This window comes from Amycolatopsis sp. NPDC003676, assembly GCF_053587275.1.
The window spans coordinates 125,921-151,325 of the sequence record NZ_JBSFNS010000014.1 but is presented as its reverse complement, the minus strand read 5'-3'; the positions used below and the strand labels follow the sequence as shown (position 1 = coordinate 151,325).

Annotated in this window: 16 protein-coding genes; 8 read left to right on the top strand and 8 right to left on the bottom strand. The window is 67.5% G+C overall.

The features are described 5' to 3' along the window. Nucleotides 1-2,006 (bottom strand): FdhF/YdeP family oxidoreductase (locus ACWDNU_RS12390; RefSeq protein ID WP_449668874.1); only part of this gene is annotated, 2,006 nt, incomplete at its 3' end. A gap of 214 nt (nt 2,007-2,220) precedes the next feature. On the opposite strand from ACWDNU_RS12390, the gene ACWDNU_RS12385 reads away from it, so the two are divergent. From ACWDNU_RS12385 to ACWDNU_RS12375, 3 genes are read left to right on the top strand one after another with little or no spacing between them, the layout of a single operon-like run. Further along, nucleotides 2,221-3,438, top strand: coding sequence for a PucR family transcriptional regulator (locus ACWDNU_RS12385; protein WP_449668873.1), 1,218 nt, complete (start codon nt 2,221-2,223; stop codon nt 3,436-3,438). A 2-nt stretch (nt 3,439-3,440) separates the two neighbouring features. Then, nucleotides 3,441-3,623: a hypothetical protein gene (locus tag ACWDNU_RS12380; RefSeq protein WP_449668872.1), complete on the top strand. Its 183-nt coding sequence runs from the start codon at nt 3,441-3,443 to the stop codon at nt 3,621-3,623. Next, nucleotides 3,605-4,087 carry a CBS domain-containing protein gene (locus ACWDNU_RS12375; protein WP_449668871.1) on the top strand — a complete coding sequence of 161 codons (483 nt, stop codon included), beginning with the start codon at nt 3,605-3,607 and terminating at the stop codon, nt 4,085-4,087. Before ACWDNU_RS12380 ends, ACWDNU_RS12375 begins: the two co-directional genes overlap by 19 nt. Here ACWDNU_RS12375 and ACWDNU_RS12370 read toward each other — a convergent pair. Both ACWDNU_RS12370 and ACWDNU_RS12365 read right to left on the bottom strand, forming a co-directional pair. Then, on the bottom strand, nt 4,068-6,419 hold the full coding sequence (locus ACWDNU_RS12370; RefSeq protein WP_449668870.1) for an alpha-L-fucosidase: 2,352 nt from the start codon (nt 6,417-6,419) through the stop codon (nt 4,068-4,070). The two genes, ACWDNU_RS12375 and ACWDNU_RS12370, sit on opposite strands and share 20 nt — an antisense overlap. A gap of 276 nt (nt 6,420-6,695) precedes the next feature. Next, nucleotides 6,696-9,047 carry an SEL1-like repeat protein gene (locus tag ACWDNU_RS12365; protein WP_449668869.1) on the bottom strand — a complete coding sequence of 784 codons (2,352 nt, stop codon included), beginning with the start codon at nt 9,045-9,047 and terminating at the stop codon, nt 6,696-6,698. 77 nt (nt 9,048-9,124) lie between these two features. Between ACWDNU_RS12365 and ACWDNU_RS12360 the strand changes: the two genes are divergently transcribed. After that, nucleotides 9,125-10,873 (top strand): hypothetical protein, encoded by a 1,749-nt coding sequence (locus ACWDNU_RS12360; protein WP_449668868.1) that lies wholly within the window; start codon nt 9,125-9,127, stop codon nt 10,871-10,873. 382 nt (nt 10,874-11,255) lie between these two features. Here ACWDNU_RS12360 and ACWDNU_RS12355 read toward each other — a convergent pair whose 3' ends face one another. The 5 genes from ACWDNU_RS12355 to ACWDNU_RS12335 all read right to left on the bottom strand — a co-directional run bounded on the left by ACWDNU_RS12355 (nt 11,256) and on the right by ACWDNU_RS12335 (nt 17,206). Next, complete coding sequence (locus ACWDNU_RS12355) at nt 11,256-12,836, bottom strand: glycoside hydrolase family 13 protein (protein WP_449668867.1); 1,581 nt, start codon at nt 12,834-12,836, stop codon at nt 11,256-11,258. Between the two features lie 46 nt (nt 12,837-12,882). Continuing rightward, nucleotides 12,883-13,752, bottom strand: a complete 870-nt coding sequence (locus ACWDNU_RS12350) for a carbohydrate ABC transporter permease (protein ID WP_449668865.1) — start codon at nt 13,750-13,752, stop codon at nt 12,883-12,885. Continuing rightward, nucleotides 13,749-14,723 carry a carbohydrate ABC transporter permease gene (locus ACWDNU_RS12345; RefSeq protein WP_449668864.1) on the bottom strand — a complete coding sequence of 325 codons (975 nt, stop codon included), beginning with the start codon at nt 14,721-14,723 and terminating at the stop codon, nt 13,749-13,751. Before ACWDNU_RS12345 ends, ACWDNU_RS12350 begins: the two co-directional genes overlap by 4 nt. Then, nucleotides 14,701-16,080: an ABC transporter substrate-binding protein gene (locus ACWDNU_RS12340; protein ID WP_449668863.1), complete on the bottom strand. Its 1,380-nt coding sequence runs from the start codon at nt 16,078-16,080 to the stop codon at nt 14,701-14,703. Before ACWDNU_RS12340 ends, ACWDNU_RS12345 begins: the two co-directional genes overlap by 23 nt. A gap of 118 nt (nt 16,081-16,198) precedes the next feature. Next, nucleotides 16,199-17,206: a LacI family DNA-binding transcriptional regulator gene (locus tag ACWDNU_RS12335; RefSeq protein WP_449668862.1), complete on the bottom strand. Its 1,008-nt coding sequence runs from the start codon at nt 17,204-17,206 to the stop codon at nt 16,199-16,201. Here ACWDNU_RS12335 and ACWDNU_RS12330 point away from each other — a divergent pair. From ACWDNU_RS12330 to ACWDNU_RS12315, 4 genes are all read left to right on the top strand, one after another. Next, a complete protein-coding gene (locus ACWDNU_RS12330) occupies nt 17,205-17,369 on the top strand; it encodes a hypothetical protein (RefSeq protein WP_449668861.1) in 165 nt (54 codons plus the stop codon). The genes ACWDNU_RS12335 and ACWDNU_RS12330 overlap by 2 nt on opposite strands. Nucleotides 17,370-17,553: 184 nt before the next feature. Further along, nucleotides 17,554-21,129 carry a CARDB domain-containing protein gene (locus tag ACWDNU_RS12325; RefSeq protein WP_449668860.1) on the top strand — a complete coding sequence of 1,192 codons (3,576 nt, stop codon included), beginning with the start codon at nt 17,554-17,556 and terminating at the stop codon, nt 21,127-21,129. Between the two features lie 78 nt (nt 21,130-21,207). Next, nucleotides 21,208-24,870: a CARDB domain-containing protein gene (locus tag ACWDNU_RS12320; protein WP_449668859.1), complete on the top strand. Its 3,663-nt coding sequence runs from the start codon at nt 21,208-21,210 to the stop codon at nt 24,868-24,870. Between the two features lie 212 nt (nt 24,871-25,082). After that, nucleotides 25,083-25,361 (top strand): DUF1905 domain-containing protein, encoded by a 279-nt coding sequence (locus tag ACWDNU_RS12315; RefSeq protein WP_370937791.1) that lies wholly within the window; start codon nt 25,083-25,085, stop codon nt 25,359-25,361. The last annotated feature ends 44 nt before the right edge of the window (nt 25,362-25,405 follow it).

Genomic DNA, 25,405 nt, shown 5'->3' with positions numbered 1-25,405 from the left:
TTCTTGATGCCGCGATACCGGTCGTCGTCCGAATAGATCGTCGTGTTCCACTGGTCGTGCGAGCGCATCGTGCCCAGCGCGAGCGTGCCGGCGGCGGGGACGACGTCCGGCAGGTCCGCGGTCGAGAACTCGGCACGCTCGGACGGCGTGTGGAAGACCCGCTGCCGCGCGGCCTGGTGGATGCGGAAGCCCAGCGGCTCGCGGACGCGGATGTTGAAGTCCTCGAAACCGTCCAGCACCCGCGCCATCGTGTCGCGGATCCGGTCGTAGTCGCCGACGTAGTCCGTCCACGGCGTCGCGCTTTCCGGCAGCGTCGCGCTCGCCATCCCGGCGATGATCGCGGGTTCGGACAGCAGGTGCGGCGAGGCGGGCTTCTTCATGCCGGTCGACAGATGGACCATGCTCATCGCGTCCTCGACCGACGTCGACTGCGGACCGGCGGTCTGGAAGTCCTTTTCGGTCCGGCCGAGGCAGGGCAGGATCAGCGCCTGCTTGCCGTGCTCGAGGTGGCTGCGGTTGAGTTTCGTGCTGACCTGCACGGTGAGCTCGCATTTGCGCAGCCCGGCCGCGGTGTACGGCGTGTCGGGCGCGGCGAGGGCGAAGTTGCCGCCCATTCCGACGAACACGCGCACGTCGCCGCGGTGCATCGCCTCGATGGTGCCGACAGTGTCGAGCCCGTGGTGGCGCGGCGGGTCGATGCCGCAGACCTCGGCGAGCTTGTCGAGGAACTCCGGCGCCGGGCGATGGTCGATGCCGCAGGTGCGGTTGCCCTGCACGTTGCTGTGCCCGCGCACCGGCGACGGCCCGGTCCCGGGGCGGCCGATGTTTCCGCGCAGCAGCAACAGGTTCACGATCTCGCGGACGGTGTCGACGCCGTGCTCGTGCTGCGTCACGCCGAGGCACCAGCTGATGATCGACCGGTCGGCGTCGCGGTAGATCTTGGCCGCCGCCCGGATTTCGGCCTCCGTCAGCCCGGACTGCCGTTCCAGCTCGGCCCACGACGTGGTTTCGCAGACGACGCGGTACTTTTCGACGCCGGTGGTATAGGTCTCGAGGAAGTCCGAGTTGATCGCTTCAGGATCGGTCTCTGCCATCTCAAGCAGGGCTTTTGCCATGCCGCGGAGGAACGCGAGGTCGCCGCCGATGCGCGGCTGCAGGTTGAGCGTGGACGTCGGGGTCGCGCGGAAGGTGGCCATCCGGACGAAGTCGTGCGGGATGATCGTGCGCGTCGCACCCGCCTCGACCAGCGGGTTGATGTGCACGATCTGCGCGCCGCGCCGGTGTGCCTCGGCGAGTGCGGTGAGCATTCGGGGCGCGTTCGACGCGGCGTTGACACCCATGATGAACAGCGCGTCGGCGGCTTCCCAGTCGTGGATGTCCGCGGTGCCCTTGCCGGTGCCGATGGCGGCCTGCAGCGCGCGGCCGCTCGCCTCGTGGCACATGTTCGAGCAGTCCGGCAGGTTGTTCGTGCCGAACTCGCGCGCCCACAGCTGGTACAGGAACGTCGCCTCGTTGCCCAGCCGGCCGGAGGTGTAGAACGCGGCTTGGTCGGGGGAGTCGAGGCCGCGCAGCGTGTCGCCGACCAGCCGGAAAGCCTTGTCCCACGAAATCGGGACATACCGGTCGGTCTTCTCGTCGTAGCGCAGCGGTTCGGTGAGCCTGCCCTGCGCCTCCAGCGCGGTGTCGCTCCAGCCGTCCAGTTCGGACACGGTGTGCGCGGCGAAGAATTCCGCGCCGACGCGTTTCCGCGTCATCTCCCAGGTGACGTGCTTGATCCCGTTTTCGCAAATGTCGAGATGCAGGCCCTTGGTGTCGTCCGGCCACGCGCAGCCCGGGCAGTCGAACCCGCCGTTCTCGTGGTTCATCTTCACGATCGCGCGCGGTCCGGCGACGAGTTCCCGTTCCCGGACGAGGAACTGCGTCACGCTTTTCGCCGCGCCCCAGCCCGCGGCCGGATGGTGGTAAGGCTTGAACTCCGGCTGGTCTTCGCGCTGCTGGTCGTCCACCGTAACCCTCTCGGCCCGAAACTGTGCTTCCCTGCCGATTCAAGCACGACGGACCGCGCCGGGCATCCGGGAGGGGAATGCGACCGGCTTAATTGTGGACGACAACAAACATTTCTGTGCCGCTCCACAAAATGCGCGGGAAAACGCAGCTCGTTTCCGGGCGGGCGAAATCCGCCTGAGCGGCCGCCGCCGGGCGCGGGGTACGATCCCGGACGTGGCCGACCGGGAGGAAAACGCTGTGCGGACCGCCGCCCTGACCGAACTCGTCGCCTGGGCCGACGCACGGCTGCCCCGGCTGATCGACGACGTCTGCGCGGCGAGCTGCGAGCGGATCGGGATGTACCGGGACGAGAAGATCGTCCCGCGCGCCGACCTGCACCGCTCGATCGCGGTGAACCTCCGGTTCATGGTCGACGCGCTGGGCGGTGCCGAGGCTCCGGACCAGCGCGCCCCGAAGGAGACCGGCCGCCGCCGGGCGCACCAGGGCGCGCCGCTGCCCGAGGTGCTGCAGGTGTACCGGATCGCCTGCTCGATGCTGTGGGACCTGCTGGTGGGCCGCGCCCGCGAAACCGGAAGCACCGATGTCCTGATCGACGTCGCGAGCCTGCTGTGGCAGGTCACCGACGAGCACGCGGTCCGGGTGACCGAGGCGTACCGGGCGGCGAGCGCGGAACTGCTGGTCGCGCAGCAACGACGGCGGTCCGCGCTGGCCGAGGCGCTGCTGACCGGCGCGCGCGGATCCGACTCCGGGCCGTGGGAGGCGGGACGGCTGCTCGGCCTGTCGCTGGACGGGAAGCTGACCGTGGTCGCCGCCGAAACGCGCGGGCTGGCCGAGGAGAGCCTGGTCGGCGTCGAACGGCGGCTCGGGCAGCTAGGGATCGTGTCGGCGTGGCATCTCTCGCCGACGCTGCAGGCCGGCGTGGTGTCGCTGCGCGAGGAGCAGTACGACGCGATGCTCGGCCTGCTGCGGGAACTGGCGCTGGCTCGCACCGGCGTCAGCCCGCTGTTCCGTTCCCTGACCGAAACGCCGCGCGCGGTCCACCTGGCACGCACTGCGCTGTCCGGCATCCCGCCGGAACGCGGCGAGGTCCGCGCGTTCGACCCGAGCCCGCTGGCGGCGTTCGTCGCCTACGACCCGGACGAGGGCCGCAGGCTGGGGGAGCAGGTTTTCGGCGCGGTGCTGGAGCTGCCCGCCGAGGAACGCGACGTGCTGCTGGAGACCCTGGACGCGTACTTCGCGCACGGCGGTTCGTCCGAACGCGCGGGGCAGGTGCTGCACTGCCACGCCAACACCGTCCGGTACCGGCTGCGCCGGATCCGGGAACTCACCGACCGGACGCTGACCGATCCGCGGGACCTGGCCGAACTGGTCACCGCGATGCAGGCGCTGCGGGTCGATTCGGCCCGCTCGATCGATTCTTTGGGGAGCTGACGATGTCTGAAGAGTGGTACTACAACACGCGCACGAACGAGGTCGAACGCGGCCGCCAAGCGCGCGGCGTCGACCGGCTCGGCCCGTACTCGGACGAGGCGACCGCCCGGCGAGCGCTGGAACTGGCGCGGGAACGCACGGCGGCGGAGGACCGGTCCGACGCGGCGTGGAACAACCCGCAGTGACGTCCCCGGATTTCCGCGGCGCGTCGACGGTCGGTGAGGCGATGCTCCGGGCGCCGAAGGTGCTCGACGCGTCGGCGACCGTCGGCGAGGTGCGGGGGCTCTTCGAGGACGATCATGTGCATGCCGCGCTGGTGGTTTCTGGGGAGACTTTGCTGAGCGTCGTGGAACGGCCGGATCTCGACGGGCTGGCGGAGGCGCTTCCGGCGTATCGGGCTGGCCGGTTGACCGGACGGGTGGTCGGCGCGGAGGCGGATCTGTATGAGACCTGGCGGGGGATGTCTCGTCGCCGGTTGGCTGTGGTGGACTCGAGCGGTCGGTTGCTCGGCCTGTTGTGTTTGAAGCGCAGCGGACGCGGTTTCTGTTCAGACGCCGATGTCGCGGCTCGGGCGCGGGACTTGGAAAGCGGTTGCCGGGGCGGCCCATCACGGACCGCCCCGGCGAGCGTCAGCGCCAGTCCACTTTGAACACCCACGCGTGCTTCCCGGCCGCACGCGCGGCTGCGGGAACATCGATCACCAGGCGGCCCCCACTCTGACTCCAGTGCAACGGACCGCCGTAGCCGAGCATCGACACGCGGTCCCCAACCCGGATCGGGACCGGGGCGTCGACCACGAGCTGCGACCCGGGCGCGACGAGCGACATGAGGTAGAAGGCCGAACCAGGCCGCACCGTGAACCGCAGGTCGCCGAGCTGGGCCATCCGTGACCAGTAAGTCGTGCCGTAGATCGCTTCCCCGTTGGTGCGCAGCCAAGCCCCGGTCTCGCGCAGCCGCTGCTGCATCACGGCCGGGATGGTGCCGTCGAAGTCGGGGCCGATGTCCAGCAGGAAGTTGCCGTTCTTCGACACCACATCGACCAGCGTGTGCACCACGTCATCGGTGGTCATGTACTTGTCGTCCGGCGTCGCTCGGTTGTAGCCGTAGGAGAACGGATCCAGTCCCCGGCTCGATTCCCATTTCGCGACGACAGTGTTCGGATATGTCGCGTACTCGGGCGTGGTGAAGTCGTGGTCCGGGATGCCGCCGCGGTCGTTGTACGTGACGTCCTTGGGGCGACGGCGGTTCTTGGCCCGGTTGAAATACTCCGTCAGTACGTCGCGGCTGTCGTTCATACCGCCGATGTCGAACCACAGCACGTCCGGATCGAAGTCGGAGATCAGCTCCAGCACCTGCGGTGCCTGAAGGTCCTTCACGAAATCGCGGCCAGCGGTGTAACCGGTGTACGACACCGGCGCGCCGGTGTACGGATTGCGCGGCGCGTGGCCCATCCACGGGTTGTCCGGGTTGAACCACTCCGGCAGCGAGAAGTACAGACCGTTGCGCAGACCCGGCGTGTACTTGCGCGAGGCGGCGAACAGATCGGCGACGAGATCCCGGCGCGGGCCGAGCTTCTTCGCGTTGCGGCCGCTGACTTTGGTGTCCCACAAGGCAAAACCGTCGTGGTGCTTGGACGTCAGCACGTAGTACTGCGCGCCAGCGTCCTCGATGAGCTGCACCCACGAACGCGGATCGAACCGTGCGGCGGTGAACTTCGGGATGAAGTCGTCATATACGAACGATTCGCCGTAAGTCTTCGCGTGATAGGCGTAGGTGGGACCGTTGGGATCTTGCTGGTTGTTCCAGTACCACTCGGCGTACTGCTGCCCGACCGGAGCCCACGCGGGCACCGAGTACACGCCCCAGTGGATGAAGATCCCGAATTTGGCGTCGCAGAACCAATACGGCGCACGATGCGTGGACAGCGACTCGTCGGTCGGCCGGAAGTCCGGGATGCCGAGCGGCACCGGCAGCGACCGGGTGGCGATCGTCGACCGGTCGGCGAGCACGCGGATCCGGCCGGTCGCGGGAGTTCCGGCGGGCAGGCCGCGGTCGGAGGTCAGGCCGAGCCGCACGGTGGTCTGCTCGCCCGGTGCGAGGCGCGGGATCGGCGCGGGCGTGCGGACGCGGCCGCCGGGGACGTCGAGCGTGACGGTGATCCGGTCGCGCGTTTCGAGCCAGACGGTGCCGGTGTTGACGATCGTCGCTTCGACAGCTTGCGGCCCGCCGTCTTGCAGCAGGTTAGCGGTGGCGCGGGCGTCGAGGACGGTGGCCGAACGGCCTTGCGCGATCGGCTGCATCGTCAGCGCGAACACGTGCAGGCTAGGCACATTCGCGGCGGGCGGGGCGGTTTTGGGCAGGGTCAGCGCGACCGCCTCGCGCGCCGGGTCGATCCACACCTGCGCGGTGCTGATCGACACCGGGTTCTGGTCAGTGACCCCGCCCGGGCCGTAGCGGAAGGCCGAGACGACGGCGCCGCCAGAACCCCACCAGTCGGACCCGGACAGGGTCGCGGTGCTGGTGCTGCCGTCGGCGTAGTGGACGGTCGCGGCGCCTCCGGTGCTGCCGTAGCTGCACGCGACGAGGAACGCGGCCCCGTAGTACCGGCCCTTGGGCAGGTCGATGCGCTGGCCGAGCGCGATGACGTTGTTCTTCGCCCCGGCGGCGGCCGAGCCGAGCAGATAGGGCACGCCGCCCGCGGTGACCGTGCTGCCGGCCGGGATCTGCTCCGCCGGGAAGGTGTAGCCGGAGCCGTCGAAGTTCCCGTCGTGCGCGCTCGCGGAGTCGATGCCGTCGTTGTCGAACCACGCGTCGAGGGGAACCGGCACCGGCGGAGGCGGCGGGACGACCGGGGTGCCCGCGCCGTCCGTGACCTCCGGTTGCGCTGGCCCGCTCGCGGCCGCCGCGGTGCCCGCTGTCCCGAGCAGCACCGCGCCGCCGAGTGCCATGCCGAGTGCGTGCCGACGAGGAAAGGTCGTCATGGAACCTCCACAGTGAAGTCCAGTGGTCCGATGCCTGGCGGGGAATTTCTCGATCATCAGGGGAACCGGGGCAAGCTAGTGGCCGATACATCTGATGAATCATCATCGGTGTGCGCTAAGCTGGCGTCAAGGAGACTGGGCCGGACGGAGGTGGGAGGTTCCGCTCAGCGGGGCGCGGATCGGCTCCATGCAGGAGGCGGAATCAGGCGTGTCAGCGGGCCGGGGCCGGGCGTTGGACGGAAGTGTCCCGGGGAAGTCGGCAGCGATGGGCGCGGATCAGCTCTCAGCAGCTGCTGCGCGCAGATCGCCGGCGCGGCCGATCCACCACACGGCTGAGGCGACGCGACCGGCGCGGAACAGCACATCAGCCAGATTCGCTGCAGCATCGGCGTCTCCGCCTTCCGCTGCTTGGCGATACCAGTGTGCGCTCTCGTTCACTTCGCCGTTGTTCGCGTAGATCGTGCCGAGATTGAACGCCGAATCGTGATGGCCCGCTTCGGCTGCGACAGTCAGATGAGGGATCGCTTCTTCGGTCCGCCCGAGATCGAGGAGAAGACCGCCGATGACCCCGTCCGCCTCGCGGTCACCCAGGTCAACGGCTCGTTGAAGCCAGGAAACCGTCTCGTCGAGCCGACCCTCGTTCAAGCGGATCCTGCCGAGCGCATGGATCGCCCGGAGGTGTCCGTTGCCTGCGGCGCGCCGAAACCATGTTTCTGCTTCTTGGGGCTGGCCGGACTCCTCGTACAGGAGGCCGAGGTTGAAAGCTGCACCCGGGTATCCGGCGTCGGCAGCATGGCGCAACCATCTTTCCGCACCGGGTTGGTCGCCCGCATTTTTGTGAATATTGCTCAGGTTGTTGGCGGCTTCGTCAGATCCGCGTTCGATGCCCAGCAAGTACCATCGTTCGGCCTCGTCGAGCCGTCCGGCTTCGTGGTGGAACAGGCCGATGTTGAAGGTAGCGATCTTGTCACCTTCCTCCGCCGCGCGAAGAAACCATTGCTGTGCTTCTTCTTCGCGGCCCCCAAGGCTCAGGATCTTCCCGAGATTTGTCGCTGACTGATGGTCTCCTAGCGCCGCACCCTGTCGGTACCAGTCCTCGGCCTCCGGCAGAAGGCCCTGTTCTTCTGCTGCGAAGCCAAGCCGGAACAAAGCGGGCCCGTATCCGAGTTCCGCAGCTCGAATGTTCCACGATCGCCCCGCAGCCTTGTCTCCTGCCCGATCAGCGAGCACGCTCAGATTGAAGGCGGACCGGGGCTCTCCCAGGTCTGCGGCCTGTTTGAAGAGTTCGAGCGATTCCTCCGGACGATCAGTCTCGCTGCACAGGACTCCGAGATTGAACAGCGCCAGAGCAGAGATTGGCCCAGCGTCGGCTGCGGCGATCGGACGCCAGATCTCCTCCGCAATCCTAAAGGAGACACGTGTCGCTGCTTCGGCCGCGGCGGTCGCGACGCCCATCAGGTCGGCAGGGCCAGCGGCTCGCGCGGCATGCGGCCACACGACGTCGGGAACCGGAGGGCAGGGCTCGAGGCTTTCCATGCGGTCGACGAGGTAGTCGAAGACGCGCCACATCCCTCCGGCTGCGGGAAGGAGAGGGCTGGTGACACCGAGCCGGATTTCGCTCGCCCAGACGAAGGCCTCGTCGAGCGGTTCCGGACGAAGCAAGATGCCGCCCATGGCCTCCAGATGATGTTCGTGCAATTCGGCGAGCAATTCCCGCGGATACGGGCCGGGCAAGCCCGCGCGGGCGAGGTCGATCGCCGCCCCGATCAAAGCAGCACCCCGCGGCTTGCCCTCGACGTCGACAGAACGCCGCCACTCCGACCAGATTGCCGGACCTGCCGCGAGGTACTCGGCGACCCCATGGGGACCGTGATGCGCCACCGCGTCTCTGATCCGTTCGTCGGTGCTGGCGCTTGCCCGCTCAAGCTCCACAGGGCTCCAGATGCGGGACAGCACAATCGGCTCGGTCGTCTCGAGCACGCGTGCACCGATTCGGGCGGTTTGGGCCAACGCCGGATCGACCCCATCGGCCAGCGAGTTGCCTGCGGCGTCGCTGAACGATTCGTACGGACTCACTCGAATCGTCGCGATGACAGGGACTCGCAACCGTCGGCAAGCCTCGAGCGTATTCTGGTCGACCGCGCCAGATTTCAGATGCAGATCCACGTTGTCCAGCCACAGGAGGCATCGGACGCCAGCTCTCTCGATCGTCTCTGTCGTCGCGAGCACATCGGCGGCGGTCACGGGGGTCGCGACCCTGTGGTCTGGCAGCACCGCCTGCATCGCTGCGAACGCCGCTCTGGTTTTGCCTGCTGCGGAGTTGCCGACCAGCAGAACCAGGTCGCCGGTATCTGCCGCTGCCGCCACCGCCGCCCGCAACGTCACGTCGATGTCGCGTTCGATGTAGGGCGGAACGTTGTCGCCGCCGGGGAGTGACCGCGCCCGGTGCGTGCCCGCTGATATGGGGTTCCAGTCCCGTGCCAGCGGCCATTTTTCCGGGCGTGCCCAAAGGTCGGAGGCAGCAGGTTTCCCACTCACGACGACCGAACCGGCAATATCGCGAGCCTGAACTACCGGTCCGTGAAAAACGCCGCCAGAGACCTCGTTTCGCGCTGGGTCGTCGCCCACGTTTCCTTCAGACATTCCCCTCCGTTGTCTGTCCCAGCGTTTCGCTGCCGCCTGTCAGTACCATAGCCGGTGCGACAGTGATCGAGCACCAGTTGCATCCGGAGGGGGCGTCACCCGTGGGCAAGGCGAGCCGCGCGAAACGCAAACGAGCTGGGCGGCCGGGCAAGGGACCGCGTCCTGGCGCCTCTGAAGTCGGCTCGGCCGGGGCTTCGACGGAAAACGAAGCAGCCAAGAACGCCATGTGCAGGCTGGTTGACGCCGGCATGTCCGGACGACTTACCTTGGCCTCCGCCTATGCCCTGGGCTGCTCGATGGTAGCGCTCGCTCACGCCGAAGGCGACGGGCCCGAATGGTACGGGGCGGTGGACCCGCTCGACTTGGTCTTCCTGGGTGCCGCGTCACCCGGGAGATTTCGCGATGCGGCTGAGTTCGGCAATGCGCGGACCGCCTGGTTCCGGAAGCTTCGGGAGACGCCGCACTGGGGAGGCGTCGAGTGTCTTGTGGCGGAGGCGGTGAAGCTGAGCGAGGGGCACGATCTGCCGATCGACGCTCCGATCGCACTCTTGCTATTGAATACTCGCCTTGAGCACACGAAACCCCGCCAGCGAACGCTAGCCGCAGAGCTTCGGCCTGCCGCCTTGCTTTCTGACGGCCGATTCCGCAGTGGCCCGCCGGAAGATCTCGTGCTCCCCGTTCCGTCCGCCGAGGCCATCGAGAGCGCCAAGCTGTTCCGCGCGGAGCCGGATACCAGAGTTGAGTGCCGCGACAGTTGCGTCGAACGGCTACGCGATGGACTGCGCCTACTTGAACATGTCGGCTACAGCACATCGAATGGCGCATTTAAGCTGTTAATCGCTTTGTATGCTGCACTCGTCGCGTCCAACGACGAGCCGGTCGAGCAGTTGTCAGCGCGTGCACTCGCCTGGTCGTACGGACTTGACGAAGCATCCTCCCTGATTCCTGTTGTCGACACGATCATGATAGCCGCAGTGCGCGACCTAGATCTCGAATCGACGATCAGCCGCTTGTTCACGTTTCCGGCCTTCCTGCGTTCCGTGAGCAGTGAGGACCAGCGCTGGCACAGCGATTCGGGCACCGATTTCGTGGTCCTGGCGCTCGAGTTCGGGCACGCCGCGGTCAGGAGCCGCGACCGCGAAGTCATGTCACTGGGGCCGATTACAAGCATCTCGCTGAATAATCTTGAACGCGAGTTCGAGACTGAACACGGTCGTCCCCTAGAGCCAGGTGACAGAGTTTTCTCTGCTGATGACGTCCGCGAACTAGATGCTGAGATGGCGAAAACACTCGAGCTGGCAAAAGTTCATCCGGCTTGGTCGAACGCATATCTGCGCGACAACGCGCCATTTCCGCGGCTTGACGGAAGATTTCGCACGAAAAAAGACCATCAGGATTTTCTGAAGTCGGTAGAAAAATACATGATCGCACATCCGTGCGAGGCTCCCCCTGATCATGACTCCGAGCTGTCCAAGTTGCGTAGCATCAGTGCGGTGATGACGGTGAAAATGGCGATAGCAGACGATCGTTTCGCTCCACAGTTGATCGCGTTGCTGGACAGTTCCGCTGCCGAAGACTTCGATGAGATCGAAGTGGTGGCAGAATTTCTTGCGGGTTACGCGGAGCATCTTGTCACCGTCGTCAACGAGAAGCCGGATATTGAAGAGAAGGCGCTGGAGTGGGCCCGCCTGCACGGCGGTGCGTCCTTGGCGGAGCGGCTCCGAACCTGTATCGGCTCAGATCCGGAAGACGGCTGGCTGATCGAACCTGCGGTACTGTTGGCGATCGCAGTGGCTGATGCAAGCCGTTAATCGAATCGATGATGCGCGAAATCAGGCTCTGTGTCGCGGGTCATGGTCCGCGGCGGACGTTCCGCGCCGCATGGATAGTGCAAGGGCTCAAGTGTCTAGTCGTACTTCGCCCGCGACCGGCCCCGGCCGCTTCATTTCCCACCCTACCGGCAGCCCCGGTGTGCGGCGAGCGCGTTTCGTGGCTTCGCCATCGGGAAAGGGCCAACGTGGTCTACGAGGCCAATGGGTATTTGGATCATCAAGGAAATCGGGGCGGGTAAGCAGCCGATACATCTGATGAATCATCGTCGGCGTGCACTGGGGTGCTGTCAACGAGATCCCGCTCAGCGGAGCAGCGCGAAAAGCCGACCACCCGAGGTGATCGGCTCCGCGCGAGCGAGGGTCAGGAACGCAGCCAGACCGCCGTGTCGGTCGGCAGTTCGGTGGTCACCGGGTCGCTGGCCAGCAGGACCTCGGAATGCAGCGGGATCGGAGCACCGGAGAAGTTCAGGACGAAAGTGAACCCTGGCCCCCGGCGGAAAGCGAGCACGTCGTCGCCGAGCGACAGCCACTCCAGCTCGCCAGTGAGTTCCGTGCGCAGCCGCAACCCGGCGCGGTAGAGGCTGAGCATCGACGCCGGGTCCGCCGCCTGCGCTTCCGCCGTGTACGCCTGCCATTGCGCGGGCTGCGGCAGCCACGCGCCGCCGGGACCGAAGCCGAACGGCGGCTCGTCGCCGGACCACGGCAGCGGCACCCGGCAGCCGTCGCGACCGGGGTCGGCGCCGTTCGTGCGCGCCCACACCGGGTCCTGCCGCAGCTCGGCGGGAATGTCCTCGACCTCCCACAGCCCCAGCTCTTCGCCCTGGTAGACGTACATTCCGCCGGGCAGCGCCATGGTCAGCAACGCCGCCGCGCGAGCCCGCCGGGTGCCCAGCACCAGGTCCACCGAGCTGCCGTGCAGCCGGTCGGCGAAGGAGAACCCGGTGTCGCCCGCCCGGCCGTAGCGCGTGACGTGCCGGGTGACGTCGTGGTTCGACAACACCCAGGCGGGCGGCGCGCCGACGGCGCCGTGCGCGTCCAGCGTCCGCTCGATGACCTCCCGGAAGCGCGCCGCGTCCCACGGACAGACCAGGAAATCGAAGTTGAACGCCGAGTGCAGCTCGTCGCGGCGCAGGTACCGCGCGGTGCGGGACATGTCCGGCAGCCACATCTCGCCGACCAGCACGCGCTCGCCCGGGTAGCTGTCGGCGATCTTGCGCCACGACCGGTAGATCTCGTGCAGCCCCTCCTGATCGGAGAACGGCGTCTCATCGCCCGGCTCGACGTCCGGCAGCCGCGCGTCCTTCACCAGCCCGTCGGCGACGTCGATGCGGAAGCCGTCCGCCCCGCGGTCGAACCAGAACCGCAGGATGTCCTCGAATTCGGCGCGCACGTCCTGGTTGTCCCAGTTGAAATCCGGCTGCCGCGAGCTGTAGAGGTGCAGGTACCACTCGCCGTCCGGCACCCGGGTCCACGCGGATCCGCCGAAGCGCGACTTCCAGTTGTTCGGCGGTTCGGCACCGTCGCGCCCGCGTCCCGGACGGAACCAGAACCGTTGACGCGCAACCGATCCCGGACCCGCCGCGAGCGCTTCCCGGAACCAGCGATGCTCGTCGGAACAGTGGTTCGGCACGATGTCGATGATCACCCGCAGGCCGCGTCCGTGTGCCTCGGCGATCAGCGCCTCCGCCTCGGCGAGCGTGCCGAAAAGCGGTTCGATGTCGCGAAAATCGGCGACGTCGTAGCCGCCGTCGTCCATCGGCGACGGGTACCACGGGGTGAACCAGAGCGTGTCGATGCCGAGTGCGGCCAGGTGGTCGAGCCGCGCGCGGACGCCGGCGAGGTCGCCGATGCCGTCGCCGTTGCCGTCGGCGAAACTGCGGACGTAGATCTGGTAGATCGCCGCGGTGCGCCACCAGCTGTCTTGTCTTCGCGATGCGGTCACGGAAAAACCCTCCTCGTGGTGGGGGAAAGCCAGAAGTACGACCGGTTCAGCCCTTGAGCCCGCCCGCGGCGAGCCCGGCGAGGATCTGCCGCTGGAACACCAGGAACAGCGCCACCATCGGCAGGCTGGCCAGCACCATCCCGGCGGTCAGCACGTTGAGCGGCATATCGATGGCAACCCGCTGCAGCATCACCGAAAGCGTCTGCTTGCCGCTGTCCGGGAACACCAGCAGCGGCCAGATGAAGTCCTTCCACGCGGTCACCACCGCGAGAATCGACACGACGGCCAGGATCGGCCGCGAGATGGGCAGCACGATCCGCCACAGCGTGCGCACCGGCCCGGCGCCGTCGAGCCGCGCGGCTTCGATCAGCTCGTCCGGGATCCGGTCGAAGAACCGTTTCAGCACATAGACGTTGAACGCGTTCGCGGCGGCGGGCAGCCAGACCGCGGCGGGGGAGTCGATCAGGTTCAGGTGCAGCAGCGGCAGATCGGTGATGGTGACGTAGGTCGGCACCAGCAGCGCGGCGGCGGGCAGCATCAGGGTGGCGAGCATCAGCCCGAGGACGGCGTTGCCGAACTTCGGCCGCAGCTTCGACAGCGCGAAGGCGGCGGGGACGTCGATGGCCATCTGCGCCAGCCACGCCCCGCCCGCGACGACCAGGGTGTTGAGGAAGTACTTGCCGAGGTTCAGCTGGTCCCAGGCCTCGCCGAAGGTCTCCGGATGCCACTCGTGCGGGACGAGCGTGGCCGGGGTCTGCGCCAGTTCCTGAGGCGTCTTCATCGCCCCGGTCACCGCCCAGTACAGCGGGAACAGGAAGGCGAGCACGAAAACCACGAGCGTGCCGGCGAAAACGACGCCGTAGACCACCTTGCCGCGGCGGCTGCGCAGCGCGCCGGGCGAGACGAGGGTCCTCATGCCTGGTCTGCCTTCCTGGTCAGCCGGACGTACAGCGCGGAGAACACGCCAAGCGCCAGGAACAGCAGCAGGCTCATCGCGCTCGCCGAGCCGAAGTCGTTGTAGACGAAGGCATACCGGTAGAGCAGCAGGAGCACGGTCACTGTGGAATCGTCCGGGCCGCCGCCGGTCATCACGTATGGTTCGGTGAACACCTGCATGGTCGCGACGATCTGCAGCAGCAGGAGCATCAGCAGGACGAACCGGGTCTGCGGGAATGTCACGTGCCGCAGCCGTTTCCACATCCCGGCCCCGTCGAGTTCCGCGGCCTCGTACAGCTCGCCGGGGATGGTGCCGAGCGCGGCGAGATAGATCAGCGTGGTGCTGCCCATGTTCGCCCAGGTCGAGACGAACACCAGCGACAGCATCGCGGTGCCGCTCGAATCCAGCCACTGCGGCCCGGACAAGCCGACCGCGCCGAGCGCGGAGTTGAACAGGCCGGAACCCGGGTCGTAGAACCACTTCCACATCAGCGCGGTCACCACCGGCGGCAGCATCACCGGCAGGTACACCGCGAGCCGGAAGAACGCGCGAGCGTGGCGCATCTCGTTGAGCAGCACCGCGGTCAGGAACGGCACGGCGAAGCCGAAAACCAGCGCGAGACCGGTGAACAGCAACGTGTTCCGCCAGGCGACGCCGAACAGCGGATCCGCGAACAGCCGGGCGAAGTTGTCGAGGCCGACCCACGTCGGCGGGTTGACGAAGTCGACCTGCTGGAAGCTCAGCAGCACCCCGCGCACGATCGGGTACCAGGAGAACATCGCGAACACCACGAGCGCGGCGCAGAGCAGGCCGTACGCGGTGAGGTTCTCCTTGAGCTTGCGGCGCAGCCGGGCCCGGCGCTGCCCGGCGGGGGAGGCGGCCGGCCGCCTGGCCGGCGACGAGGACGTCGCGGGCCAGGCGAGGAGGCTACTTGACCTGGGCGAGGACACTGGTGACCTTCGCCGCGGCCGTCGACAGCTGCTGATCGATATTCGCGTTCCGGTCGGTGAGCACCGCCTGCATCACGCTGTCCAGGATCGCGTACACCTGCTGTGCGTTCGGCGGTTCGACGCTGCCCTTGATCTTGCCGGTGGAGTCCACATAGGACTGGTAGTTCTGCGCGGGTACGTTCGCGTACTTGGCTTTCAGTGCCAGCTGCTGATCGCGCACCGCGCCCTGCCAGACGTCGGGGGTCGGCTCGGCGGGCAGGCCGACCGGCTGCTTGCCGTCCACGTACTGCTTGATGTGCTTCTCGAAGCGGTCCGGGTTGAGATATTTCCACTGGATCCATTCGAGGCCCGCCTTGATCTTCTCCGGCGACGCCTTCGGGTTGATCATGTAGCCCTCGCCGCCGAGCAGCGTGCCCTTGCCGTCCGGCATCCCGGCGATGCCGTAGTCCTCGTATTTCCCGTTGAACTGCTTGACGAGCACGGGCACGTTGTCCGGGGCGGCCATGTACATGCCGAGCTGGCCCGCGCCCATCATCCGCTGCACGTCCTGGGCCTCCAGCAATTGCTTGCTGCCCATGGAATCGTCGGTCCAGCGCAGATCATGGAGGAGGTCGAGCGCGGCTTTGCCTTTTTCATTGTCGAAATCGGCGACCCATTTGCTGCCGTCCTTGCGCGCGACGGAACCGCCCATCGACGCGAGCCAGCCGGTGAGATGCCAGCCGCCCTGGTTGTTCTTGCTGTAGTCGGCGTACCCGACGATTCCGTTGCCCAGCGCGGAAATCTTCTTCGCCGCCGCGCGCACCTCGTCCCAGGTCCGCGGCGGCTTGTTCGGGTCGAGCCCGGCTTTCTGGAACAGCGGGCGGCTGTAGACCAGGCCCATCGTGTAATTCATCGTCGGCAGGCCGTAAAGCTTGCCGTTCGCGCCGCGGAAGTTGTCGAGCAATTCCGGTTTGAGGTCGTTGACGTGCGGGACTTTCTTGACCGCCTCGGTGATGTCCGCGGCCTGATGCCGGGCGATGATCTGGGCGGGATCGGTGAAATAGACGTAGTAGACGTCTTCGAGCTGCCCGCCCGCCAGTTTCGCGCCGAACGTCTTCGGGTCCATGAACCCTTCGTGCGGTTCGATCTTGACGTTCGGGTGCGTCGCCTCGAATTCCTTGACGTCGGCGTCGAAAACACCGCGTTCGAACGGCTGGCTCGTCGGCGGCTGGCCGGTGACGGTGATCGTGACCTTGCCCCCGGCGGAGCTTCCCGGATCGCCGCCGCTCCCGCAGGCGGTTGTTCCCAGCGCCAGCCCCGCTGCGGCGAGCAAGGCGAACATCCGGCGGGGAGCGGCGGGGGACCAGGGTCTGCTCATCTCAAGCCTCATCTCGCAGGGGAGCACAGCAGGTGATGGCGGTCACCCTAAAGCCGCGAACGGCGTCTGCGCAAGAACTCGACGAGAATCTGCAACTTGTGAACAGTCGGCTCCGGCGTCAGTTTGTCCGACGCGCGGTGGACCCGCGCACCACCAGCTCCGGCGCGAACAACAGCTCTTCCACCGCGACCTCGCCGCCGTTGATGCGTTTCACCAGCAGCTCGACCACGGCCCGGCCCATCGCCTCGATCGGCTGGCGCGTCGTGGTCAGCGGCGGGTCGGTGCAGTTCATCAGCGCGGAGTCGTCGTAGCCGACCACCGAAATGTCGCCCGGCACGGACAGACCTTGCCGCCGCGCCGCGCGGATCGCGCCCAGTGCCAGCGGATCGCTCGCGCACAGGACGGCCGTCGCGCCGCGCGGGTACAGCCGCGCCGCGGCCGCGTGCCCGCCTTCGATGGAGAACATCCCGTGCTCCACCAGTTCGTCCAGCACGGGGAGTCCGAGTTTCGCAGCGTGCTCCCGGAACGCCTCGAGCTTGCGCTGCGACGGCACGTGGTCGTTCGGTCCGAGCACCAGGCCGATCTTCTCGTGGCCAAGGGAGCTCAGGTGCCCGACCGCCTGCTCGACGGCCACCGCGTCGTCGCACGAGACCTGCGGCAGGCCGAGGTGGTCGACCGCCGCGTTGATCAGCACCGTCGGCAACCGGCGTTCCGCGAGGTGGTGGTAGTGCGTGTGCACGGCGTCGGCCTGCGCGTACATCCCGCCGGCGAACACCACGCCGGACACCTGCTGCTGCAGCAGCATCTCGACGTACTCCGCCTCCGACACCCCGCCCGCGGTCCGCGTGCACAGCACCGGCGTGAAGCCCTGCTGGGCCAGTGCGTTGCCCATGACCTCGGCCAACGCCGGGAAAATCGGGTTCTGCAGCTCCGGCAGCACCAGCCCGACGAGCCGGGCCCGTTCGCCGCGCAACTGCGTCGGCCGCTCGTAGCCCATCACGTCCAGCGCGGTGAGCACGGCGGCCCGGGTGCTCGCGGACACCCCGGCCTTGCCGTTGAGCACCCGGCTGACGGTGGCTTCGCTGACCCCGACCTGGCGGGCGACTTCGGCGAGACGTCGTGTCATGAGTGAAAGTTACCGCAAACCGCTGCAAGTTTCCGACTGGATGCGCGCCTCGCTTGCTCTCGCGGTGAAAGTGCTGGTGGGAAGCCATGATCTGCGGACCGCACTGTTGACTTCCCGCTCCGGGGAGGCTGTAATTCTTGAACGAATCAGTGAAAATATCTGACTAGATCCCGGGCAACCGCGGTAAGCGTCCTGCCCAGCCTCAACGAAGAGGTGCTATGTCGACTGCTCCGTGCTGTTCTCGTGCGCCCCCGGACGGGATTCCCGCCTGTCCGCTCCCTGGTCCCCGCCGTCCCGCGCCACGCGGGGCGCTCTCGTCTCCCTCCTCCTTGGATCAGAGGAAACCCATGAGAACGAAGCGACATTTCCTGCGCGCCGCGCTCTGCGCCGCCCTGTCCCTGCTGGTCGCCCCACCCGCCTGGGCAGCCGGTGCGTCGGCTCCGCCAGCTGTTCAGCCCGCCGCCCAAGCCGCCACCGCGACCTACACCGCCAGCAGCCAGCTCCCCGGCTATCCGGTCGCCAACGTCGGAGACGGCAACCAGGCCACCTACTGGGAGAGCACGAACAACCAGTTCCCCCAATGGATTCAGGCCGATCTCGGCACCACGACCAACGTCGCGCAGCTAGTGCTGAAGCTGCCCACGAACTGGGAGGCCCGCACCGAAACCTTCTCGGTGCAGGGCAGTGCGAACGGCGCGAGCTTCAGCGACCTCGTGCCGTCAGCGGGCTACCGGTTCGACCCGGCGACCGGCAATACCGTCACCGTGAACCTCACCGGCAGCACCCGCTACGTCCGGCTGAACATCACCGCCAACACCGGCTGGCCCGCCGCGCAGCTGTCGGAGTTCGAGGTGCACGGCCCGGCGGGCGGCGACACGCAGCCGCCGTCCGCGCCCGGCAACCTCGCCTATACCGAACCCGCGAGCGGCCAGATCCGGCTGACCTGGTCGGCGTCCACGGACAACACCGGCGTCACCGGTTACGACGTTTACGCGAACGGCCAGCTCCGTGGCAGTGTCGCCGGGGATGTGCTGTCCTACACCGACAATCAGCCAGCCAGCGCGAGCGTCGCTTACTTCGTGCGTGCTCGGGACGCGGCGGGCAACCAGTCGGCGAACAGCAACACCGTGACTCGCAACGGCACCCAAAGCGGCGCGAATCTCGCGCTGCACAAGCCGATCACGGCGTCGTCGACCCAGCAGACCTACGTCGCGGCGAACGCCAACGACGACTCTGTGACCACGTACTGGGAGGGCAGCGGGGCATACCCGAACCTGCTGACCGTGGCTCTGGGTTCGCACGCAGACCTCGACCGGGTCGTCGTGAAGCTCAACCCGGACCCGGCGTGGAGCACACGGACGCAGACGATCGCCGTCGAGGGCCGCGACCAGGGCGCGACGGAGTTCACCACGCTGGCCCCCGCGCAGACCTACAGCTTCGACCCGGCCAGCGGCAACACCGTGACCATCCCGGTCAGCGGCCGGGCCGCCGACGTCCGCCTGCGCTTCACCGCCAACTCCGGCGCGGGCGGCGGTCAGGCCGCGGAGTTCCAGGTCTTCGGCGTCCCCGCGCCGAATCCGGATCTGACGGTCTCCGACGTGTCCTGGTCGCCGCAGAAACCGGTGGAAACGGACGCGATCACCGCGTCGGCGACGATCCGCAACATCGGGACGGCGGCCTCGGGCGCGACCGACGTGAACCTCTATCTGGGCAAGACCAAGGTCGGCACGGCGGCAGTCGGCCCGCTCGCGGCCGGAGCGTCCACGACGGTGTCGGCGAACATCGGCACCCGGGACGCGGGCAGCTACGACGTGACCGCCAAAGTCGACGAGGCGAACACCGTCATCGAACAGAACGAGGACAACAACTCCTACACCAGCTCGACGCCGCTGATCGTCAGCCCGGTGCAGAGCTCCGACCTCGTCTCGGCTACGGCGTGGTCGCCGAACAACCCGTCGGCAGGCAACCCAGTGACCTTCACCGCGACCCTGCGCAACCAGGGCACGGTCGCTTCGGCGGACGGCGCCCACGGCGTCACGGTCACGATCGCTGATCAGAACGGCACGGTCGTCAAGACACTGAGCGGTTCCTTCACCGGTATTCTCGCGCCTGGAGCGACCACACCAGTGACGGTTGGCAGTTGGACAGCAGCGAATGGCCGATACACGGTGAAGACGGTCGTCGCGAACGACGCCAACGAGCTGCCTGCCAAGCAGGGCAACAACACCAGCACCCAATCACTGTTCGTCGGGCGCGGTGCCAACATGCCGTACGACATGTACGAGGCCGAGGACGGCGTCGTCGCGGGCGGCGCGGCCGTGATCGGTCCTAACCGGACGATCGGCGATCTCGCGGGCGAGGCGTCGGGCCGGAAAGCCGTGACGCTGAACTCGACCGGTGCCTCGGTGGAGTTCACCACCCGCGCGGCGACGAATACGCTCGTCACACGGTTCTCAATGCCGGACGCCGCGGGCGGCGGCGGGCAGAACTCGACGCTGAACGTGTACGTCGACGGCACTTTCCTCAAAGCCATCGACCTGACCTCGCACTACGCGTGGCTCTACGGTGCCGAAGCCTCGCCGGGCAACTCGCCGGGAGCCGGACCGGCGCGGCACATCTACGACGAGGCCAGCATGCTGCTCGGCACGACCGTGCCCGCCGGGCACAAGATCAAGCTGCAGAAGGACGCGGCGAACAGTTCGAACTACGCGATCGACTTCGTGAACTTCGAACTGGCCACCGCGGCGGCGAATCCGGACCCGGCGCACTACGCGGTCCCGGCCGGGTTCAGCCAGCAGGACGTGCAGGCCGCGCTGGACAAGGTCCGCCAGGACCCGAACCTCACCGGCGTCTACCTCCCCGCCGGACAGTACCCGATGACCAGCAAGGTCACCGTGTACGGCAAACCGGTGACGGTGCTCGGCGCCGGGCCGTGGTTCACGAAGTTCACCGCGCCGGCCGGGCAGGAGAACACCGACATCGGGTTCGACGCGCAGGCCAGCGCGAGCGGGTCGACCTTCAGCGGGTTCGCCGTGTTCGGGAACTACACGTCCCGCATCGACGGCCCGGGCAAGGTCTTCAACTTCACCGGCGTCACGAACATGACCATCGACAACATCTGGGTGGAGCACCAGGTGTGCCTGCTCTGGGCGACCAATGTGGACAACTCCGCGGTGAAGAACTCTCGCATCCGCGACACGTTCGCCGACGGCGTCAACTTCACCAACGGCAGCACCGGCAACCACGTCACGAACAACGAGGCCCGGTCCACCGGCGACGACAGCTTCGCGCTGTTCGCCGCGACGGACATCAACCAGGGCAACCAGTACGACAACGTGTTCGAGAACCTGACCGTGCTGCTCCCGTGGCGCGCGGCGGGCATCGCGGTGTACGGCGGGTACGACAACACCTTCCGGAACCTCTACGTCGCGGACACGCTGACGTATTCCGGGATCACGCTCAGCTCGCTCGACTTCGGCTATCCGTTCCTCGGGTTCGGGCCGCAGCCGACGACGGTGCAGAATGTCTCGCTGGTCCGCACCGGCGGCCATTTCTGGGGCAAGCAGACGTTCCCGGCGATCTGGATGTTCTCCGCTTCCAAGGAGTTCCGCGGCATCCGGGTGTCCGATGTGGACATCCAGAGCCCGACGTACAGCGGCATCATGTTCCAGACCAAGTACACCGGCGGCCAGCCGGAGAACACGGTCCAGGACACGGTGCTGACGAACGTGTCGATCTCCGGGGCGCATCGCAGCGGCGACGAGTTCGACGCCAAGTCCGGGATCGGGATCTGGGCCAACGAGCTGCCGGAACCCGGTCAGGGACCGGCGGTCGGGTCGGCGACGTTCACCGGGCTCGCGTTGAGCGACAACGACCAGGACATCCGGAACACGACGAGCACGTTCACGATCACCCGCAATTGAGCGCGCGGGTGCCCGCCCGGTGTCTCCGGCGGGCACCCGTCCTTCTCCTGCCCAAGAACGGAAGATGCCATGATACGGATGCGGTTGTCCCGTCTCTTCGCCGGTTTCCTCGCCGCAGGGCTGTTCGCGGCAGGCCTCACCCACGCCGCCGCGGCCGGCGGTCCTTCGCCGGGTCCGGCTCCGAACGCCGCTGATGTGCCGTTGACGCGCACGGTGTCGGCGAGCAGCGTGCAGCCCGGCTACCCCGTCGCCAACGCATTCGACGGCAATCAGGACACCTACTGGGAGTCGGCCAACAACGCCTTCCCGCAATGGATCCAAGCCGACCTCGGCTCCACGAAGCCGCTTTCGCGGATCGTGCTGAAACTGCCTGCCACCTGGGAATCCCGCACCCAGACGCTCACCGTGCGCGGCAGCGCCGACGGCACGTCGTTCACCGATCTGGTCGCGTCGACCGGGTACCCGTTCGCCTCCGGCACGGTGACCATCCCGGTGACCGCGTCCGCGCGCTACGTGCGGCTCGACGTGACCGCGAACACGCAGTGGCCCGCCGCGCAACTCTCGGAATTCGAGCTGTACGGCCCGGACACCGGGGACACGCAGGCGCCGACCGCGCCCGCGAACGTCGCGCTGACCGAACCCGCGTCCGGGCAAATCCGGCTGACGTGGTCGCCGTCGACCGACGACGTCGGCGTGACCGGCTACACCGTCTACCGCGACGGCACGCCCGTCACCACGGTCACCGGCACGACGTTCACCGAGAACCGGCCCGCGGGCACGCGGATCGAGTACTTCGTGCGCGCCAAGGACGCGGCCGGGAACGAGTCCGCCGACAGCAACCACGTCGTCCGGGCCGGGACGCAGACCGGCAAGAACCTCGCCGCGGGCAAGCCGATCGAAGCGTCCTCGACGGTCGGCGCGTTCGCGGCGGCCAACGCGAACGACAACAACACTGGTACTTATTGGGAGTCTTCCGCAGGCTACCCGAACACCCTGACAGCAAAGCTCGGTGCCGACGCCGACCTCGCCTCGGCCGTGGTGAAACTCAACCCCGATCCGATCTGGGGCGCGCGGACACAGAACTTCGAGATCCTCGGCCGCGCGCAGGGCGCCAGCGAATTCACGACGCTCGCCGCGCGGGCCGATTACCGCTTTGACCCGGCTACGAACCAGAACACCGTGACGATCCCGCTCACCGGCCGCGCCGCGGACGTCCAGCTGCGGTTCTTCGCCAACTCGGGTGCGCCCGGCGGGCAAACTGCGGAGTTCCAGGTCTTCGGCACACCCGCGCCGAACCCGGACCTGGTCGTCACCGGCACCGCGTGGACCCCGTCGAACCCGACCGAGACCAGCGACCTCGCGGTATCGGCAACTGTGCGGAACGCGGGCACCGCCGCTGCCGGAGCGACGAAAGTCAACGTCAGCCTCGGCGGCACCGTCGTCGGATCCGCACCGATCGGCGCACTCGCCGCCGGAGCGTCCACCACGGTGACTGTGCAGGCGGGCAAACGGCCGCAGGGCAGCTACCCCGTGACCGCCACCGTCGACCCGGACAACACCGTCGTCGAACAGGACGACACCAACAACACCTTCACCTCGCCGACGCCGCTGGTGATCGCGCAGGCGCCGGGACCGGACCTCGAGGTCACCGGCATCACGTCGAACCCGCCGAACCCGGCCGTCGGCGCGCCGGTGTCGTTCACCGTCGCGGTGCACAACCGCGGCACCAGCGGTGCGGGAGCCTCGGTGACCCGACTGTCCGCTGGCAGCAGTACTTTCGACGCCGACACACCCGCGATCGCCGCCGGAGCCACGGCAAACGTCGCGGTGCGGGGCACCTGGACCGCCGCGAACGCGACCCTCACCGCGACGGCCGACGCGACCGGCAGTATTGAGGAAACCAACGAAGCCAACAACACCCTGTCGCGGGCAATGGTGGTCGGCCGCGGCGCAGCGGTGCCTTACGTCGAGTACGAGGCGGAAGCCGCGCAGTACCAAGGCCAACTGCTGGAAACCGACCCGCTGCGCACGTTCGGGCACACGAACTTCGCCACCGAATCCTCCGGCCGGAAGTCCGTGCGGCTGGCGAACCAGGGCCAGTACGTGGAATTCACGTCCACGAACCAGGCGAACTCGATCGTGGTCCGCAATTCGATCCCGGACGCACCCGGCGGCGGGGGACAGGACGCGACGATCAGCCTGTACGTCAACGGAACCTTCGCGCAGAAGCTGAACCTGTCGTCTACGCACAGCTGGCTCTACGGCAACACGGACGACCCCGAAGGACTCACGAACAAGCCAGGCGCCGACGCGCGGCGGCTGTTCGACGAATCGCACGCGCTGCTGGCGCAGTCGTACCCGCCGGGCACGAAGTTCAAGCTGCAGCGCGACAACGGCGACAACGCGGCGTTCTACGTCATCGACCTGATCGACCTCGAACAAGTCGCGCCGGCCCTGCCGAAGCCGCCGGAATGCACGTCGATCACCGACTACGGCGCCGTGCCCGACGACGGCATCGACGACTCCGCGGCGATCCAGCGCGCGGTCACCGACGACCAGAACGGCGTGATCAGCTGCGTCTGGATCCCGCCGGGCCAGTGGCGGCAGGAACGCAAGATCCTCACCGACGACCCGAACGTGCCCAACGGCGGCGGGCAGTACAACCAGATCGGCATCTCGAACGCCGCGATCCGCGGCGCCGGGATGTGGTACTCGCAGCTGTACTCGCTGATCCAGCCGCAGGACGCGGGCGGCATCAACCATCCGCACGAGGGCAACTTCGGCTTCGACATCGACAAGAACGTGCAGATCTCCGACCTCGCGATCTTCGGCTCCGGCCGGATCCGCGGCGGCGACGGCGGCGCGGAAGGCGGCGTCGGTCTCAACGGCCGGTTCGGCACCGGAACGAAGATCTCGAACGTGTGGATCGAGCACGCGAACGTCGGCGTGTGGGTCGGCCGGGACTACAGCAACATCCCGGCGCTGTGGGGCCCGGCCGACGGCCTGGAGTTCAGCGGCATGCGGATCCGCGACACCTACGCCGACGGCATCAATTTCACCAACGGCACCCGCGACTCGCGAGTGGTCAACTCGTCGTTCCGGACGACCGGCGACGATTCGCTGGCGGTGTGGGCGAACCAGTACGTGAAGGATCCGGCAGTGGACGTCGCGCACGACAACGTTTTCCGCAACAACACGGTCCAGCTGCCGTGGCGCGCCAACGGAATCGCGGTCTACGGCGGGTACGGGAACAAGATCGAGAACAACCTGGTCTCCGACACGATGAACTACCCCGGGATCATGCTGGCGACCGACCACGACCCGCTGCCGTTCTCCGGGCAGACCCTGATCGCGGACAACGCGCTGTACCGCTGCGGCGGCGTCTTCTGGGGCGAACAGCAGAAATTCGGCGCGATCACGTTCTTCGCCCAGGGCAAGGACATCCCGGGAATCACGCTCCGGGACACCGAAATCCACGATTCGACCTACGACGGAATCCAGTTCAAAACCGGCGGCGGCGCGATGCCGGACGTGACGATCAGCAACGTGAAGATCGACCGGTCGAACAACGGCGCGGGCATCCTCGCGATGAGCGGCGCTCGCGGCAGCGCGACGCTGACGAACGTGACGATCACGAATTCGGCGACCGGTGACGTGGTCCGCGAGCCGGGATCGCAGTTCACGATCACCGGCGGACCAGTCCCGGCAACGGCCGCGCGGGGCCGCCGCGGGACGAACTAGGGGGAATCGGTCCGGTGCCGGGAGAGGGCTGTCTGTCCGGCACCGGACCGGTACCGGCAGTGAGTATTCCCCCTTTCGGGTGCCGGTCCCTCGCAGGCCATCGCACCCGCGGCTGAAGTTCTACGATCCGAACCCCGGACGGGTGTCGAAATCCGGAGACCAGGTTCGTACCTCGGGGTGACCAGCCATCCGAGGCGAAGGAGTGCCCGATCATGACCGAACTCAACGAGGAATTCACCGCGACCCTGCGCAAGAGCCCGGCCAAGGGCGGCCACACCTACCTGGTCTGGCCCGGCTCGGCGGAGTTCTTCGGCACCCGCGGCCTGGTGAAAGTCCGCGGGACCGTCGACGGCGAACCGTTCCGCAGCTCGTTCATGGCGCTGGGCGACGGCACCCACAAACTCCCGGTCAACGCCGGACTCCGGAAAGTGATCGGCAAGGAGGCCGGGGACACGGTGACCGTCGTCCTGCTGGAACGCCTCGCCCGATGAAGCCTCCCGGGAATGCCGCCGGGTAGTTGAACGTTTGAGCATCT

Excerpts from the sequence above, each read along its gene's own strand:
- ACWDNU_RS12380 (WP_449668872.1), top strand. The coding sequence starts at position 3,441 with ATGTCTGAAGAGTGGTACTACAACACGCGCACGAACGAGGTCGAACGC.
- ACWDNU_RS12370 (WP_449668870.1), bottom strand. The coding sequence starts at position 6,419 with ATGACGACCTTTCCTCGTCGGCACGCACTCGGCATGGCACTCGGCGGC.
- ACWDNU_RS12350 (WP_449668865.1), bottom strand. The coding sequence starts at position 13,752 with ATGAGGACCCTCGTCTCGCCCGGCGCGCTGCGCAGCCGCCGCGGCAAG.
- ACWDNU_RS12340 (WP_449668863.1), bottom strand. The coding sequence starts at position 16,080 with ATGAGCAGACCCTGGTCCCCCGCCGCTCCCCGCCGGATGTTCGCCTTG.
- ACWDNU_RS12330 (WP_449668861.1), top strand. The coding sequence starts at position 17,205 with ATGAGTGAAAGTTACCGCAAACCGCTGCAAGTTTCCGACTGGATGCGC.
- ACWDNU_RS12335 (WP_449668862.1), bottom strand. The coding sequence starts at position 17,206 with ATGACACGACGTCTCGCCGAAGTCGCCCGCCAGGTCGGGGTCAGCGAA.
- ACWDNU_RS12325 (WP_449668860.1), top strand. The coding sequence starts at position 17,554 with ATGAGAACGAAGCGACATTTCCTGCGCGCCGCGCTCTGCGCCGCCCTG.
- ACWDNU_RS12320 (WP_449668859.1), top strand. The coding sequence starts at position 21,208 with ATGCGGTTGTCCCGTCTCTTCGCCGGTTTCCTCGCCGCAGGGCTGTTC.
- ACWDNU_RS12315 (WP_370937791.1), top strand. The coding sequence starts at position 25,083 with ATGACCGAACTCAACGAGGAATTCACCGCGACCCTGCGCAAGAGCCCG.